Raw genomic sequence first — 14,713 nt, forward strand, 5'->3', positions numbered from 1 at the left:
TCATGAACGTAGTACGACGACGATTCCTGATACCCGCGGCGGCGACCGCGGCCGCCGCCCTCGGCCTCACCACACTCACGGCCTGCGGCGGCGACAGCGCCGCTTCGGGCAACACCGACAAGTTCGACGTCGTCGCGTCGTTCTACCCGATGGCCTTCCTCGCCGAGCAGATCGGCGGGAAGCACGTGAACGTCACCAGTCTGACCGAGCCCGGCCAGGAGCCGCACGACCTGGAGATCAGCGCCAAGCAGACGGCCGCGCTCCAGGAGTCGGACGCGGTGCTCTACCTCAAGGGCCTGCAGCCCTCCGTCGACGACGCGGTCTCGCAGTCCGAGATCAAGACGAAGATCGACGCCGCCACGCTGACCTCGCTGGAGGAGCACGGCAACGAGGTCGGCGGTCATGCCGAAGAGCACGACGACGAGCCGGTGGAGGACGAGCACGGCCACGAGGAGTCCGGCAAGGACCCCCACATCTGGCTCGACCCCGTGAAGTACGCCGAGGTCGCCAAGGGTGTCGGCGCCGCCCTGGAGAAGGCCGACCCGGACCACGCGGACACCTACAAGACCAACACCGAGGCCCTGGTCGAGAAGCTGGGCGCACTGAACGACCAGTTCGAGAACGGGCTGAAGAACACGAAGACCAAGGTCTTCATCACCACCCACGCCGCCTTCGGCTACCTCGCCGAGCGCTACGGCCTCACCGAGGAGGCCATCTCCGGCCTCGACCCCGAGTCCGAGCCGAGCGGCGCCCGGGTCAAGGAACTTGAGAAGATGGCCAAGGCCGACGGTGTCACCACCGTGTTCTACGAGACACTCGTCAGTGACAAGACCGCGAAGACCATCGCCGCCGACGCCGGACTGAAGACGGACGTCCTCGACCCGATCGAGGGCATCACCGAGAAGTCGCGCGGCAAGGACTACTTCTCGGTCCAGGAAGCCAACCTCAAGGCGCTGCGGAACGCCCTGGGAGCCAAGTGATCATTCGGAGGCAGCAGGCATGACCGAGCCCGTCATCTCGTTGCGCGGTGTACGCGCCGAACTGGGCTCGCGCACGGTCCTGCGCGGCATCGACCTCACCGTGCACCGCGGTGAGGTCGTCGCGCTGCTCGGCGCCAACGGCTCCGGCAAGTCCACCGCAGTACGCACGGTGATCGGGCAGGTGCCGGTCAGCGCCGGCGAGATCGAGCTGTTCGGCACCCCGAGGCACCGCTTCCGCGACTGGCGGCGCCTCGGGTACGTACCGCAGCGCACGACGGCGGCGGGCGGTGTCCCGGCGACGGTGACGGAGATCGTGACCTCGGGCCGGCTCTCCCGCACCCGCCTCGGCATCCTCCGCAAGGCCGACCACGAGGCGATCCGCCGGGCCCTGGACCTGGTCGGCATGACCGACCGGGCCAAGGACTCGGTGAACGCCCTCTCCGGCGGCCAGCACCAGCGCGTCCTCATCGCCCGTGCCCTCGCCTCCGAACCCGAACTGCTGATCATGGACGAGCCGATGGCGGGCGTGGACCTGGTCAGCCAGGAGGTGCTGGCCTCGACCCTGCGCGAACAGGTCGCCAAGGGGACGACGGTCCTGCTGGTCCTGCACGAACTCGGCCCGCTGGAGCCGCTGATCGACCGGGCGGTGGTGCTCCGCGACGGCTGCGTCACCCACGACGGCCCGCCCCCGAAGGCGGTCGGTCAGCACGCGCTGCCCGGCCACGACCACGTACACCCCCACGCGGCACCGGGCACCGAGCCGGTCCGCACCGGGCTGCTGAGCTGAGAAGGCGACCGCGATGGAAATGCTCAACTACGCCTTCATGCAGCGGGCCCTGCTCGCCGCCGTCCTCGTCGGCATCACCGCCCCCGCGATCGGCATCTACCTCGTCCAGCGCCGCCAGGCCCTCATGGGCGACGGCATCGGCCATGTCGCGATGACCGGCGTCGGCCTCGGCTTCATGCTCTCCTGGTCGCCCGTGTGGATGGCGACGCTGGTGTCCGTGGTGGGCGCCGTGCTGATGGAGCTGATCCGCTGGTACGGCAAGACACGCGGCGACATCGCGCTCGCCATGCTCTTCTACGGCGGCATGGCCGGCGGTGTGATGCTCATCAACCTCGCGCCCGGCGGCACCAACGCCAACCTGATGTCGTTCCTCTTCGGCTCGCTGTCGACCGTGTCACAGGAGGACATCACCGCGATCTGCGTCCTCGCCGCGTTCGTGATCGTGATGACGCTGGCGCTGCGCCGGCAGCTGTTCGCGGTCAGCCAGGACGAGGAGTTCGCCCGGGTCACGGGTCTGCCGGTGCGGGCGCTGAACCTGCTCACGGCGGTCACGGCGGCCGTGACCGTGACGGTCGCCATGCGTGTCGTCGGCCTGCTGCTGGTGTCCGCGCTGATGGTCGTCCCCGTCGCCGCCGCGCAGCAGCTCACCCGCAGTTTCGCGGCGACCTTCGCGATCGCCGTCGCCCTCGGGGTGACCGTGACGATCGGCGGCACGGTCACCTCGTACTACCAGGACGTGCCGCCCGGCGCGACGATCGTGCTGCTCGCCATCGCCGCGTTCATGGTGCTCACCGGGCTGGCGACACCGCTGGCCAGACGGCGTGCGAGAGCGCTGGAACAGGCCGCGGGCGACCCCGCGGAGTGTGTGATCCCGAAGGCCGGGGAGGCCGCCGGCACGGGGGCTGCCAGGGATACGGTTCCGGCCAGCCGGACCTCCGCCGAGAGGTCCGCCGGCTGACCGGCGTCCGAACGGGGTCCCCGCGGGCTGGCACAATGGCCCGGCAAGACCGCGACGTGAGGAGGCAACGGTGACGACCGCTGGACCCGTACGAGGTCGTTCCACCCGGCAGCGGGCGGCCGTGGCGGCGGCACTCGACGAGGTCGACGAGTTCCGCAGCGCGCAGGAACTCCACGACATGCTCAAGCACAAGGGCGACTCGGTCGGGCTCACCACCGTGTACCGCACGCTGCAGACCCTCGCCGACGCGGGCGAGGTCGACGTCCTGCGCACCTCCGACGGCGAGTCCGTGTACCGCCGCTGCTCGACCGGCGAGCACCACCACCACCTCGTCTGCCGGATGTGCGGCAAGGCCGTGGAGGTGGAGGGCCCGGCGGTCGAGAAGTGGGCCGACGCGATCGCCGCGGAACACGGCTTCGTGAACGTCGCGCACACCGTGGAGATCTTCGGCACCTGCGCGGAGTGCGCGGCGAAGACCTCATAGGGCCGGCAGCCGGACACGGCCGGGAAGGCCGGCAGTCGCATACGGCGGGGCCGAACCGGGGGCTACAGCCGCCTCAGGCCTTCGCGGGCCAGGACGGCGCGGAGCCGGTCGGCGTCGGCGGGGTTCGCCAGGCCCCGCTTCGGGAGCACGGTGAGGCTGGGCGCGTGGGCGCCGCTGAACAGGACGAAGGTGTGCGGGGTCTCCGCGTACCGGGAGACCTGCGACCAGCGGGCCGGGCGCTCGGTGCCGTGGTCGTGCTCGACGGTCACGCCCCACAGGTCCAGCACGGTGCGGTGCAGCCCTCGGGCCGCCGCTCGCCGGTGGAGGAGGCGGGCCTGGAGCCGGGGCAGCAGGACGAGTCCCACGACCGCCGCCACCGGCATCACCAGGACCTGTGCGTCGGGCGTACGGCCCAGGGCCAGCGCCACGACCGTGACGAACGCGCCCGTCCCGGCGGAGAACAGCAGCAGCCGCTGACCCCACCGGCCGACGGCCGAGGCCCGCATGGAGGCGCGCACCGCCTCGCGGAAGTCCCCGACCGTCGCCCGGTACACGAGCTCGACGTTCTCCCCACCGGCCTCCGTCAAGGGTCAGTCCTCCGTCCGGCCCTCCATCGCGAGCAGCTCCTCGTTCGGGATGGCGCCGCCGAAGCGCCGGTCGCGGGAGGCGAACTCGACGCACGCCCGCCACAGGTCACGGCGGTCGAAGTCGGGCCACAGCACGTCCTGGAAGACCATCTCGGCGTAGGCGCTCTGCCAGAGCAGGTAGTTGGAGGTGCGCTGCTCGCCGCTGGGGCGCAGGAAGAGGTCGACGTCCGGCATGTCCGGGTAGTAGAGGTACTTCGCGAAGGTCTTCTCGGTGACCTTGGAGGGGTCGAGCCGGCCGGCGCGGATGTCCTCGGCGAGGGCCTGCGCCGCGTCGGCGATCTCGGCACGGCCTCCGTAGTTCATGCAGAAGTACAGCGTCAGCAGGTCGTTGTCCTTGGTCTGCTCCTGGGCGACCTGGAGCTCCTTGGCGACCGACTTCCACAGCTTGGGCATCCGGCCCACCCAGCGGACCCGGATGCCGAGTTCGTCGAGCTGGTCGCGGGTCTTGCGGATGAAGTCCCGGTTGAAGTTCATGAGGAAGCGGACCTCGTCGGGCGAGCGCTTCCAGTTCTCGGTGGAGAAGGCGTAGAGGGAGATGTTGCGGACGCCGATCTCGATCGAGCCCTGCAACACGTCCAGCACGCGCTCGGCACCGACCTTGTGGCCCTCGGTGCGCGGCAGCCCGCGCTCCTTGGCCCAGCGCCCGTTCCCGTCCATGACGATCGCCACGTGCTCGGGGACCAGCTCACCGGGGAGCTTGGGCGCGCGGGCGCCGGAGGGGTGCGGCGTCGGTGCCTTGTACCCGCGGCGCTGACGCCCAAGGAACCCGCGTACCACCATGTGCTTCTCGTCTCCTCTGTGGTGCTGACGACTCTGTCGTGCCGATGACTCTGTCGTACCGATGACTCTGTCGCGCCGACCGGCTCCGCTTACGACTTTTCCACGTACCGAAGTGAGCGCAGGCCGCGCTCCAGATGCCAGTGCAGATAGGCGGACACCAGCCCGCTCCCCTCCCGGACGTACCGCGGCTCGCTCGCGTCCGCGGTCTCCCAGTCTCCCGTAAGAAGCGCGGCGAGCAGTTCCAGCGTCTGCGGCGAGGGTACGACGCTGCCGGGCACCCGGCAGTCCACGCAGACGGACCCTCCGGCGGCGACGGAGAAGAACCGGTTCGGACCGGGCATGCCGCACTTGGCGCAGTCGCTGAAGCTGGGGGCGTAACCGTTGACGGCGAGCGAGCGCAGCAGGAAGGCGTCGAGGACGAGGTGGGGCGCGTGCTCGCCGCGGGCGAGGGTGCGCAGCCCGCCGACGAGCAGCAGGTACTGCTGCACGGCGGGCTCACCCTCGTGGTCCGTGAACCGCTCGGCGGTCTCCAGCATGGCCGTCCCGGCGGTGTAGCGGGCGTAGTCGCTCACGATGCCGCCGCCGTACGGGGCGATGGTCTCGCTCTGGGTGCACAGGGGCAGCCCGCGGCCGATCAGCTCACTGCCACGCGCGAAGAACTGCACGTCCACATGGGAGAAGGGTTCGAGCCGCGCCCCGAACTTCGACTTCGTCCGCCGCACTCCCCGGGCCACGGCCCGCACCCGCCCATGACCACGAGTGAGCAACGTGATGATCCGGTCCGCCTCACCCAGCTTCTGGGTGCGCAGCACGATGCCGTCGTCGCGGAACAGACTCATGCCGCCCATTCTCGCCTACGGTCGCCCCTTCAAGGGACCTCGCCTCTGCTACGGGCGTTCTCGTACGCGGTCGCCGCGCGCAGCCGTTCTATGGCCGTGGCGGCCCGTACGGCCTCGGGGGCGCAGTCCCACTCCCTCCCTCCGCCGACCGGCCGGAGCTGGACGTACGGCCCCTCGTGGCCCATGACCCGGCCGACCTTCCCGGTGCGGGTGTCGACCGCGTAGGTGCCGACCGCCGGCTTCTTCCCGTTACCGCTCACCGCAGGGCCGCCGCCGAAATGCCCGGTGACGGCGTCACAATTCCCGCCCCGGGGCCCATTCGCCGCAATTCCTCCACCATTTCCTCCGCCTCTCCGGCGCATCGCGCCGGGCGTCGCCCCCCGAGCCCTTCTCAGCTGCCTCCACCGTGCTCCCCCACCTCATCGAATTTCACTCTTCGCATCCCTTCGGTGACCTGCTGTGTCTAAACTCGGCGGGAGTCTGTGCTGTACAACTTCGGGACGGCACAAATGCTTTGGGCCTTGGCCAATAGACGCGAACGCCCGGTATACAAAAGCCGTGCATTCGATGGGCTCCGCCGATCCGCTGACCGCCGACACCGACCCGCCGCTCAGGCCGCTGCCCGAGCGGGCGGCCACCCTGCTGCGGAGCCTCGGCGCCCCGTCCCGGCTCACGGCCCACCTACGGCTCGTGCACGACGTGGCGTACGAGCTGGCCGACTGGATGGAGCGGCGGTACCCGGAGCTGCCGTTCGACCGTGCGGCCGTGCTCTTCGGGGCGGCCACGCACGACATCGGGAAGACGGAGCACGTCGACGAGCTCTCGGGTCCCGGCTCCGCGCACGAGGAGGCGGGGCGCCGGCTGTTGCGGGAGCACGGTGTCGAGCCGGAGTGGGCCAGGTTCGCGGGAACCCACGCCGCGTGGGCGGAGCCGGGGGCCGGGATCGAGGACCTGCTGGTCTCCCTCGCGGACAAGGTGTGGAAGAACAAGCGGGTGCGGGAGTTGGAGGATCTCGTCGTCGGGCGGCTGGTCGAGGCGAGCGGCAGGCCGGCCTGGGAGGAGTTCCTGGCCCTCGACGACGTCCTCGGCGCGTTGGGCGCGGGCGCGGACCGGCGGCTGGCCTTCCAGGCGGCGTACCCCGTGTTCCCGTGAGCCTCGGGTCTTTGCCGGGTCCGCCGGGTCCGCCGGGTCCGCCGAAGCCGAGGGTGCCGCCGAAGCCGTCCCTCCGGGCGGCACCACGGCTCTCCCACGGCATCGTCACAGGTGGTCCTCACACAGGTGGGGAATCTCCGCGTTGTCCACCTAAGATTCCCTTTGGTTCCCCCGTTTTCCGACAACTCGCTGGCGCATCATGCGCCTTGGGAAACCACTCGGCGTACATGAGCGTCGAACGTTGCGTGAGCAACCGCTGTCCCGGCGGTCCGACGACACGGAAGATGGGGACCCGTGGAGCTGGAATTCCGACTGCTCGGTCCGGTCGAGGCGTGGCACGGCGGCAGACCCCTGCGGCTCGGCGGGCCGAAACCGCGTGCGCTGCTGGCCGTGCTGCTGCTGCGGACCGGGCAGGTGGTGCCCACGGACGCGCTGGTGGACGTGATCTGGGGGGACGAGCCCCCGGACACCGCCCGGGCGCTGGTGCAGACGTATGTGTCGGCGCTGCGGCGGGCCCTGCCCGCGGAGGTGGCGGAGGCGCTCGAGACCCGGCCGCCGGGGTATGTGCTGCGGCCCGGCGTCGGACGGTTCGATCTGGCGGAGTTCGAGGCGCGCACGGCGGACGGGCGGCGGGCGGCCGCCGAAGGGGACCACGAGGAGGCCGCCCGGCTGCTGCGGGAGGCGCTGGAGCTGTGGCGCGGGCCGGCGCTCGGCGGGGTCGGGGACGCGCTGCGGGGTGAGGCCGGGCGGCTGGAGGAGGCCCGGCAGGCGGTCCTGGAGGAACGGATCGCCGCCGAGTTGGAGAGCGGCGGCCACGAGACGGAGCTGGTCACCGAGCTGACCGCGCTGGTCGGGGCGCGTCCGACGCGGGAGAGGCTGCGCGGGCAGCTGATGCTGGGCCTGTACCGGCTGGGCCGGCAGGCCGACGCGCTGGCGGTGTACGCGCGGGGGCGGGCCGTGCTCGCCGACGAACTGGGGCTCGATCCGGGGCCCGAACTGAACCGGCTGTACGAGGCGATCCTGCGGGCCGACCCGGCGCTCCTCGTCCCCACCACGGCCACCGCCGCACCCCCGCCCGCCGCCGCGCTCCGCCCCGTGTCCCTTCTGCCGCCCGCCATCGGTGACTTCACCGGCCGGGAGGAGGAACTGGCGCAAGTCGTCGGGGAGTTGACCGGCGAGCGGGAGGCGATGCCCGTCGTCGTGGTCTCGGGGGCCGCCGGGGTCGGCAAGTCCGCGCTTGCCGTGCAGGCCGCGCACCGGGTGGCCGCCGAGTATCCCGACGGCCAGCTCTACGCCGAACTGCACGGCTTCAGCGAGCCCGTCCCGCCCGCCGAGGTGCTGGGCCGGCTGCTGCGGGCGCTCGGCGCGGACCCGCCGGAGGACACGGCCGAGCGTGGCGACCTGTTCCGCAGCATGGTCGCCGGGCGGCGGATGCTGCTGGTGCTGGACGACGCGAACGGCGAGGCCCAGGTGCGGCCCCTGCTGCCGGGCAGCGCCACCTGCGGGGTGCTGGTCACCTCACGGGCCAGGCTGGCCGGGCTCGTCGGCGCCCGCCGTACCGACCTGGGCGTCCTGGACGACGTACGCGGTCTGGAGCTGCTGACCAGGGTCACCGGGCCGGAGCGCACCCCGGACGATCCGCGCGAGGAGGCCGCCGCGCGGCGGATCGTCGAGCTGTGCGGCGGGCTGCCGCTGGCCCTGCGGATCGCGGGCGCGCGCCTGGCGACCCGGCGGCACTGGACGCCCAGCGTGCTCGCCGAGCGCCTCGCCGACGAACACCGCCGCCTCGACGAGCTGGCCGTGGGCGACCTGGAGGTACGGGCCGGCCTCGGCCTCAGCTACCAGGCCCTCGACGAGTGCGCCCGCCGGGTGCTGCGCCGCATCGCCACGCTGGGCTCCGCCGACGTCGCCCTGTGGACGGTCGCCGCGCTCGCCGACATGCCGGAGGACGAGGCGGAGGAGATTCTGGAGCGCCTCCTGGACGCCCAGTTGATCGACTGCCCGGGCCGCGACCAGATCGGCCAGCCCCGCTACCGCCTCCACGACCTCGTCCGCGTCTACGCCGCCGAACGAGCGGAGACCGAGGACCCGGTGGACGATCGCACGCAGGCGGTGGGGCGAGCGTTGTCCGCCGGGCTGTGGCTGATGGACCGGGTGACGGAAACGGCCCCGTCGGGTGCGGTGGTCCTGAGACAGAGGCTCGCCCTGAAGGGGCGCGGGGCTGTCACATGTGCGGCTCCGCCGCGCGGGCGCGATCAACCACACACGACCGGTGGTCGCACACCGGCCGAACCCCCCACCCCGGTAGGCGCACAGACCGCCCACCGCGCCTTGGCAGACCCCTTCGCCTGGTTCGACGCCGAAGCGGACACCCTCACCACCGCCGTCGAGCGCGCGGCAGCGCTAGGCCTGCACACCCTCGCCTGCGAAGCGGCAGCGGCCCTGTGCTCCTCCTCGTTCGCCATCAAGAACCGCTTCGACGCCTGGTGGCGCAGCCACGACGCCGCCCTCGCGGCGGCCCGCCGCGCCGAGGACCGCTCGGGCGAGGCCCTGCTGATCATCGGCCTCGGACAGCTCCGCTACGAGCAGGACCGCATCGCCGAGTCCCAGGAGTACTTCCGCACCGCCGAGCGGATCTGCACCGAACTCGGCGACGTACGAGGCCGCGCCGCCGCCCTCGCCGGCCTCGGCAGCGCCTGCCGCGAGGTGGGCGAACTCCGCGAGGCGGAACGGGCCCTGACCGAGGCGGCCGACGGCTTCCGGCGGGTCGGCGACGACACCGGGGTCGGTGTCGCCTGCCGGTACGGCGGCTCCGTACGCCTCGAACTCGGCGACCAGAAAGGGGCGTTCCCGCTCCTCGACGAGTCGCTGCGGGCGTACCGGCGGCTCGGCAGCCGGCGTGGCGAGGCGTTGGCGCTGCGCACGCTCAGCCTGGTGCACCGCTCGCTCGGCGCATACGAGAAGGCGGCGCGGGTGGCCGAGGAGGCGCTGGAGATCCTGCGCTCCCTCGGCGACCCGCACATGGCGGCGTACGCCCTGCGGGCCCGGGCCAAGGCGCGGCTGCGGCTGGGGCACGTCCGGGAGGCGGAGACGGAGCTGCGGGAGATCGTGGAGGTCTGCCGGGTCCACGAGGACCGCTTCGGCGAGGCCCTGACGCTGCGCACGCTCGGCGAGTGCGCGCTGGCCGACGGCCGCCTCGCGGACGCGGAGGGACTGCTGACCGCCTCCGCGGCCCTCTGGGGCGTCCTGGCCCTGCCCCTCCCCCGGGCCCGTGCCCTGCGCAACCTGTCCGTCGTACGGGCCGCGCTCGGCGACCAGGCCGGCGCCGACGCGCTGCGGGCCGAGGCGATGGCGGTGTTCGACGCCTGCGAGGCCCGTGAGCGGCACGAGCCATGGCCGTGGGTGTGATCCGGGCCCACCGGGCGGCGGGCCGGTCTCGGCCGACGGGCCGCCCGGCACACGCGTACAGGGCCATGTAAGCCGTCGCGGCTGAAACCCGCTTGCGGCGGACTTGCAGAGAACTTCCAGCGGAGTGCGCCATTCTCGTTGTTCTCGGGGGAACAACGGATCGGCCGGGCGACCACCGCCCGGCCGGTCGGCCCACCGGAGCGCACAGGGGACGGACCGGTGGGAACGTGAGCACAGTGGGATCCGAACGGCAGGACGGACGGGGGGAACGACCGTCGCCAGGTCACAGACCACCACTCAAGGGGGGAAGCCCCCGGGGAGGGACATCAGGGGATCAGGTCCCTCCCCGGGGTGCTGCCGCAGACCCCGCCGCATCACACCTCCCGCCCGGTGGAAGACGACGCATGCCTTCGATCATCCTCATGAGCGACCCCGAGGTCGCCCGCGTCCCGGTCCAGGACTGCGGTGAGCCCCTCGTCGACCTGAGGGAACTGCCCTTCGTGGTGGTCGACTCCCGCCAGGCCGACCCCGAGGGGTCGTACGCGCACCTCCGCGAGGGCGTCGCCTGGCGTCTGGCCCGCGCCGCCCGGCTGCTGCCGGACGGGCTGCGGCTGCTGGTCACCGAGGGGTACCGGCCGCTCGCCCTGCAGATCGAGTACTTCGAGAGGTACTCCGCCGAGCTGCGCCTCGCCAACCCCGACTGGTCGGAGGAGTACCTCCACGTCCAGGCCAGCCGCTCCCTCTCCCCGCCGGAGATAGGGCCGCATGTCGCCGGCGCCGCCGTCGACCTCACCCTGTGCACGGCCGCCGGGGAGGAACTCGACATGGGCACCCGTCTCGACGCCAGCCCCGAGGAGAGCGACGACGCCTGCTACACCGACGCCCCCAACATCTCCGAAACGGCCCGCCGCAACCGCCGCACGCTCTCCGCGGCGCTCATCACGGCCGGGCTGGTCAACTACCCCACCGAGTGGTGGCACTGGTCGTACGGGGACAGGTACTGGGCGCTGATGACCGGGGCGCCGAACGCGCTGTACGGGCCCGCGAGGACCGGGCCCTAGCCCCGGGTCGGCCGCGACGTCCGCGGATCTCTCACCCGGCCGGAACGTCGGGCAAGCCGCCCCCGCCGTCCCTACCCGTCCCATCCTGAGGGCTGCACCCCACACCCCCCGTTGTCGCCTCGGCGGCAAACCCCGTAGCGGGGCCGGGGGCAGCACCGCGCGGATGGGACGGGCAGGGGTGGCGGGGGCGGCTCGCCGCCTTTCCGGACGGTGGCGCCGCTCAGCGGGGCACGGGGAAGTACTGGCGCAGGGTCCCGCCGACGACGCGGTGGAACGCCGCGACGAAGGACGAGTGGAGGCGTAGCCGACGCGGTGGGCGACGGCCTCGACGGGCAGGCCGTCGGCGAGCAGCGGCATCGCGGCGCGCATCCGGGCCCGTTCGCGCCCCTGCCCGAACGCGAGGCCCGTCTCGGCGACGCAGAGCCGGGCCGGCGTACGGGCGCTGTGCGCGCCGACCGTGACCGGCCGCCGCCCCGGGCGCCCCGGGCGGTCAGGCCGTGAACCGCCGTACGTACCGCCGCTGCCACGGTGTCTCCACCGCGTGCCGGTCGTAGTGCCGGCGTACGTACGCGACGGCCTCCTCCGGTGGTACGCCGTCCAGCACCGCCAGGCAGGCCAGCGCGGTCCCGGTGCGGCCCCGGCCGCCGCCGCAGGCCAGCTCCACGCGGTCGACGGCCGCCCGCTCCCAGGCGTCCCTCAGCACCTCCGCCGCCTCCGTCCGGTCGGCGGGCAGCCGGAAGTCGGGCCACCGCAGCCAGCGGGACGCCCAGGGCACCGCGGGCGGCTCCTTGCCGAGGAGGTACACGGCGTAGGTGGGGACCTGGCCGTCGGGGAGCGGCCGGCTGAGCCCGCGCCCGCGCACCGACCGCCCGGAGGGCAGCCGCAGCACACCGGGACCGGCCGGGTCCCAGATCCCCGTCGTCGTCTCTCCCATGGCCTAGCCCACCCCGCGTGAGGCCTGCGCGGACCTCGACTCGATGCCCCGGAAGTGGTCGGCCATCGCCCGTTGCGCGCCCTCGACGTCGTGGGCGCGCAGGGCGGCCACGATGTCGCGGTGGCGGCGGACGGTCAGCTCGGGGGTGGGGTCGTCGGTCCAGCCGCGGGCGCCGGCGACCCGGAGGAAGACGGTCCAGAAGGCGCCGAGGAGCTGGGGGATGAGCGCGTTGCCGAGGGAGGCGTAGAGGAGTTCGTGGAACTCGCGGTCGAGTTCGGCGACGGGTTCGCCCGCCCGGCCGGCCGCCTCCATCCGGTCGACGACGGCCGCGAGACCGTCCAGCTCCTCCTCGGTGAGGGTGCCCGCGACCCGTCGTACGAGGCCGTCCTCCAGGACCTCGCGGACCTGGAGGATCTCGGCGAGCGCGGCGGAGTCGCCGTCGGGCCGGGCGAGGGTGCGGAAGGTGAGGCCGTCGACGAGGGGCGTGAGGGAGGCCTCGCCGACGTAGGTGCCGTAGCCGTGCCGGATGTCGACTATGTCGAGGGCCTGCAGGGCCTTGAGCGCCTCACGGACGGAGTTGCGGCTGGCGCCGAGGTCCTCCATCAGCTCCGTCTCGGTGGGCAGGGGTGCGCCCGCCTGGAGTTTGCGGTCGAGGATCAGCTGCATCACCTCGTGCTGGATCCGGCCGCTCACCCGCCGCTCGGGCCGGCGCCGGCTCCCGCTCTCCTCAGACATGCGCCGCATCGTACGCTCGCCGGACATCCGACGCCCCACCTCCGGACGGAAACCACGTGAACCGACCAGGGGAACGCCGGGTGAACACACGGTGATCGCCCCGGGAAATTCTGCCCTAACGGACCGTCAACCGTCCTTATTTCACACCGCCATTGGTCGCACCTTTGGCACGTACGCCATTCGTGTGCGATCTCTTGACCGCCCCCACGGGCGCTCTTAAGGTCACGCTGCTCCCTGTAGGACGTAGGACGTCGTATCTCCGCCAGAGATCTCCCCCCCCACCGTTTCGCTCCCTCGCCGCCTCCCTGGAGGAACCGTGCGCGACGTGACCCGTGACGCCCCGGCGACGCCCCGCCGGTCGTTCCTGAAGTACTCCGGCGCGCTGGGCGCGGCCGCCGCCGTCTCCTCGTCGCTGGCCGCCTGTTCGGCCGGGCCGGAGTCCACCAACGACACCGGTGGCGGCGGGGGCGGGAAGAACGGCACCCTGACCGCCGTCATCGGCTACGGCAACGACGGCAGCTGGGACCCGACCCAGACCGCGTCCGCCTTCTGCATGGCCGCCAACAACCACATCTACGAAGGCCTCCTCGACACCGACCCCATCTCGCGCGAGCCGTACGCGGCGCTCGCGACGGCCGTGCCGAGCGATCTCGGCGGTACGTCGTGGAAGTTCGAGCTGCGGCCCGGCGCCACCTTCCACGACGGCAAGCCGGTGACCGCCGACGACGTCGTCTTCGTGTACGAGCGCATTCTCGACCCCGGCACCCAGACCCTCGCGAAGGGCTTCTTCGCGAGCTGGCTGAAGGAGGTCAGGAAGATCGACGCGCGCAATGTCGAGCTGGTCCTCAAATTCCCCTTCCCGGACGGCATTTCCCGGCTGACGCTGGCGAAGATCATGCCGAAGCACGTCTTCTCCCAGCCGGGCGCCTGGGAGGACGCCATCAAGGGCAAGGCGATCGGTTCGGGGCCGTACCGGCAGACCGCGCACCACCCGAAGTCCAACACCACGTTCGAGGCCTTCGCCGACTACAACGGTCCCCGGCCGCCCGCCTTCCAGAAGATGAACTGGCTGACCATCGTGGACGCGGCACCGCGCGTGGCGAAGATCTCCGGGGCGAGCGCGGGCGCGCAGATCGCCGACAACATCCCGTACGCCAATATCGGGCAGCTGGAGAAGGGCGGCATGTCCGTCCAGGGCGGCTCCGGGATGAACAACCTCTTCCTCATGTTCAACACCCGGCGCAAGCCCTTCGACGATGTGCGGGTGCGGCAGGCGCTGCATTACGCGATCGACCGGGACAAGATGATCGAGGTGGCCCTCAAGGGGCACGGAAAGCCGACGAGTTCCTTTCTGAATGAGGGGAATCCGAGTTACCGGCCGGCGAAGAACGTGTACGCGTACGACCCCGACAAGGCGAAGGCGTTGCTGGCCGAGGCGGGCGTGAAAGGGCTGAGGATCGAGATCCTGGCGGTGAACGTCAGCTGGATCGTCGACTGTCTGCCGACCATCAAGGCGTCCTGGGACGCGATCGGGGTCGAGACGACGCTGTCGCCGCAGGAGACCACCGCGGTCTTCACGAAAATGGACCAGAAGCAGGACTACCAGGTCGTCGCCGCCGCGTCGAACCCCAACCAGTTCGGGCTCGACGCGGATCTGATCATGCACTACAACTACGGGCCGCAGAACCTGTGGATGCAGTACGCGCGCTGGGCCGACAACGCGGTGGCCAAGGGGCTCTTCCGGGACATGGACCGGGCGACGCGGGAACCCGACGCCGACAAGAAGAAGACGATGGTGCAGGACTACATCGACATCGTCGCCGAGCAGGCCGTGCTCTATCCGGTGGTGCACAACGAGCTCATGACCGCTTGGAATCCGAAGCGGCTCAGCGGGATAAGGGCACAGCCGTATCCGGGCATCAATCTGCTCCAGGCCAAGTGGGTCTAG

14 protein-coding genes are annotated in these 14,713 nt (G+C 71.8%); 8 read left to right on the top strand and 6 right to left on the bottom strand.

The genetic code is table 11. From position 1 onward, the window contains the following. Positions 1 to 2: 2 nt before the first annotated feature. From ACWD26_RS24650 to ACWD26_RS24665, 4 genes are all read left to right on the top strand, one after another. Complete coding sequence (locus ACWD26_RS24650; RefSeq protein ID WP_451273464.1) at positions 3 to 980, top strand: metal ABC transporter substrate-binding protein; 978 nt, start codon at positions 3 to 5, stop codon at positions 978 to 980. A 19-nt stretch (positions 981 to 999) separates the two neighbouring features. Next, on the top strand, positions 1,000 to 1,767 hold the full coding sequence (locus tag ACWD26_RS24655) for a metal ABC transporter ATP-binding protein (RefSeq protein WP_451273466.1): 768 nt from the start codon (positions 1,000 to 1,002) through the stop codon (positions 1,765 to 1,767). 13 nt (positions 1,768 to 1,780) lie between these two features. Beyond that, the gene (locus tag ACWD26_RS24660) at positions 1,781 to 2,725 is read left to right on the top strand and encodes a metal ABC transporter permease (RefSeq protein WP_451273468.1); all 945 of its coding nucleotides are present in this window, start codon (positions 1,781 to 1,783) and stop codon (positions 2,723 to 2,725) included. A gap of 70 nt (positions 2,726 to 2,795) precedes the next feature. After that, positions 2,796 to 3,209, top strand: a complete 414-nt coding sequence (locus tag ACWD26_RS24665; protein ID WP_451273470.1) for a Fur family transcriptional regulator — start codon at positions 2,796 to 2,798, stop codon at positions 3,207 to 3,209. Between the two features lie 62 nt (positions 3,210 to 3,271). Here ACWD26_RS24665 and ACWD26_RS24670 read toward each other — a convergent pair whose 3' ends face one another. The 4 genes from ACWD26_RS24670 to ACWD26_RS24685 form a co-directional block, all read right to left on the bottom strand. Next, positions 3,272 to 3,796: a YcxB family protein gene (locus ACWD26_RS24670; protein WP_451273472.1), complete on the bottom strand. Its 525-nt coding sequence runs from the start codon at positions 3,794 to 3,796 to the stop codon at positions 3,272 to 3,274. A gap of 3 nt (positions 3,797 to 3,799) precedes the next feature. Next, positions 3,800 to 4,636, bottom strand: a complete 837-nt coding sequence (locus ACWD26_RS24675; protein ID WP_451273474.1) for an isoprenyl transferase — start codon at positions 4,634 to 4,636, stop codon at positions 3,800 to 3,802. An 89-nt stretch (positions 4,637 to 4,725) separates the two neighbouring features. Then, entirely contained in the window at positions 4,726 to 5,475 is a 750-nt protein-coding gene (recO, locus tag ACWD26_RS24680; protein WP_451273476.1) for a DNA repair protein RecO, read from the bottom strand. Positions 5,476 to 5,504: 29 nt separating this feature from the next. Further along, entirely contained in the window at positions 5,505 to 5,735 is a 231-nt protein-coding gene (locus tag ACWD26_RS24685; RefSeq protein ID WP_451273478.1) for a hypothetical protein, read from the bottom strand. A 307-nt stretch (positions 5,736 to 6,042) separates the two neighbouring features. On the opposite strand from ACWD26_RS24685, the gene ACWD26_RS24690 reads away from it, so the two are divergent. The 3 genes from ACWD26_RS24690 to ACWD26_RS24700 all read left to right on the top strand — a co-directional run bounded on the left by ACWD26_RS24690 (position 6,043) and on the right by ACWD26_RS24700 (position 11,096). After that, a complete protein-coding gene (locus ACWD26_RS24690; protein WP_451273572.1) occupies positions 6,043 to 6,627 on the top strand; it encodes an HDIG domain-containing metalloprotein in 585 nt (194 codons plus the stop codon). Positions 6,628 to 6,921: 294 nt separating this feature from the next. Further along, positions 6,922 to 10,035 (top strand): BTAD domain-containing putative transcriptional regulator, encoded by a 3,114-nt coding sequence (locus ACWD26_RS24695; RefSeq protein ID WP_451273480.1) that lies wholly within the window; start codon positions 6,922 to 6,924, stop codon positions 10,033 to 10,035. A gap of 404 nt (positions 10,036 to 10,439) precedes the next feature. Further along, entirely contained in the window at positions 10,440 to 11,096 is a 657-nt protein-coding gene (locus ACWD26_RS24700) for a M15 family metallopeptidase (RefSeq protein WP_451273482.1), read from the top strand. Between the two features lie 490 nt (positions 11,097 to 11,586). On the opposite strand, the gene ACWD26_RS24705 is transcribed toward ACWD26_RS24700, so the two are convergent. Together ACWD26_RS24705 and ACWD26_RS24710 are read right to left on the bottom strand one after the other, a co-directional pair. After that, positions 11,587 to 12,030 (bottom strand): protein-tyrosine phosphatase family protein, encoded by a 444-nt coding sequence (locus tag ACWD26_RS24705; RefSeq protein ID WP_451273484.1) that lies wholly within the window; start codon positions 12,028 to 12,030, stop codon positions 11,587 to 11,589. Positions 12,031 to 12,033: 3 nt separating this feature from the next. Beyond that, complete coding sequence (locus ACWD26_RS24710) at positions 12,034 to 12,774, bottom strand: FadR/GntR family transcriptional regulator (protein ID WP_451273574.1); 741 nt, start codon at positions 12,772 to 12,774, stop codon at positions 12,034 to 12,036. Between the two features lie 307 nt (positions 12,775 to 13,081). Between ACWD26_RS24710 and ACWD26_RS24715 the strand changes: the two genes are divergently transcribed. Continuing rightward, positions 13,082 to 14,713: an ABC transporter substrate-binding protein gene (locus tag ACWD26_RS24715; RefSeq protein WP_451273486.1), complete on the top strand. Its 1,632-nt coding sequence runs from the start codon at positions 13,082 to 13,084 to the stop codon at positions 14,711 to 14,713.

It is taken from the genome of Streptomyces sp. NPDC002787, from assembly GCF_053592095.1.

What these genes read in the sequence shown, in the direction of transcription:
- ACWD26_RS24675 (WP_451273474.1), bottom strand. Translation starts at nt 4,636, where the DNA reads ATGGTGGTACGCGGGTTCCTTGGGCGTCAGCGCCGCGGGTACAAGGCA.
- ACWD26_RS24690 (WP_451273572.1), top strand. Translation starts at nt 6,043, where the DNA reads ATGGGCTCCGCCGATCCGCTGACCGCCGACACCGACCCGCCGCTCAGG.
- ACWD26_RS24700 (WP_451273482.1), top strand. Translation starts at nt 10,440, where the DNA reads ATGCCTTCGATCATCCTCATGAGCGACCCCGAGGTCGCCCGCGTCCCG.
- recO (WP_451273476.1), bottom strand. Translation starts at nt 5,475, where the DNA reads ATGAGTCTGTTCCGCGACGACGGCATCGTGCTGCGCACCCAGAAGCTG.
- ACWD26_RS24660 (WP_451273468.1), top strand. Translation starts at nt 1,781, where the DNA reads ATGGAAATGCTCAACTACGCCTTCATGCAGCGGGCCCTGCTCGCCGCC.
- ACWD26_RS24710 (WP_451273574.1), bottom strand. Translation starts at nt 12,774, where the DNA reads ATGCGGCGCATGTCTGAGGAGAGCGGGAGCCGGCGCCGGCCCGAGCGG.
- ACWD26_RS24705 (WP_451273484.1), bottom strand. Translation starts at nt 12,030, where the DNA reads ATGGGAGAGACGACGACGGGGATCTGGGACCCGGCCGGTCCCGGTGTG.
- ACWD26_RS24655 (WP_451273466.1), top strand. Translation starts at nt 1,000, where the DNA reads ATGACCGAGCCCGTCATCTCGTTGCGCGGTGTACGCGCCGAACTGGGC.
- ACWD26_RS24650 (WP_451273464.1), top strand. Translation starts at nt 3, where the DNA reads ATGAACGTAGTACGACGACGATTCCTGATACCCGCGGCGGCGACCGCG.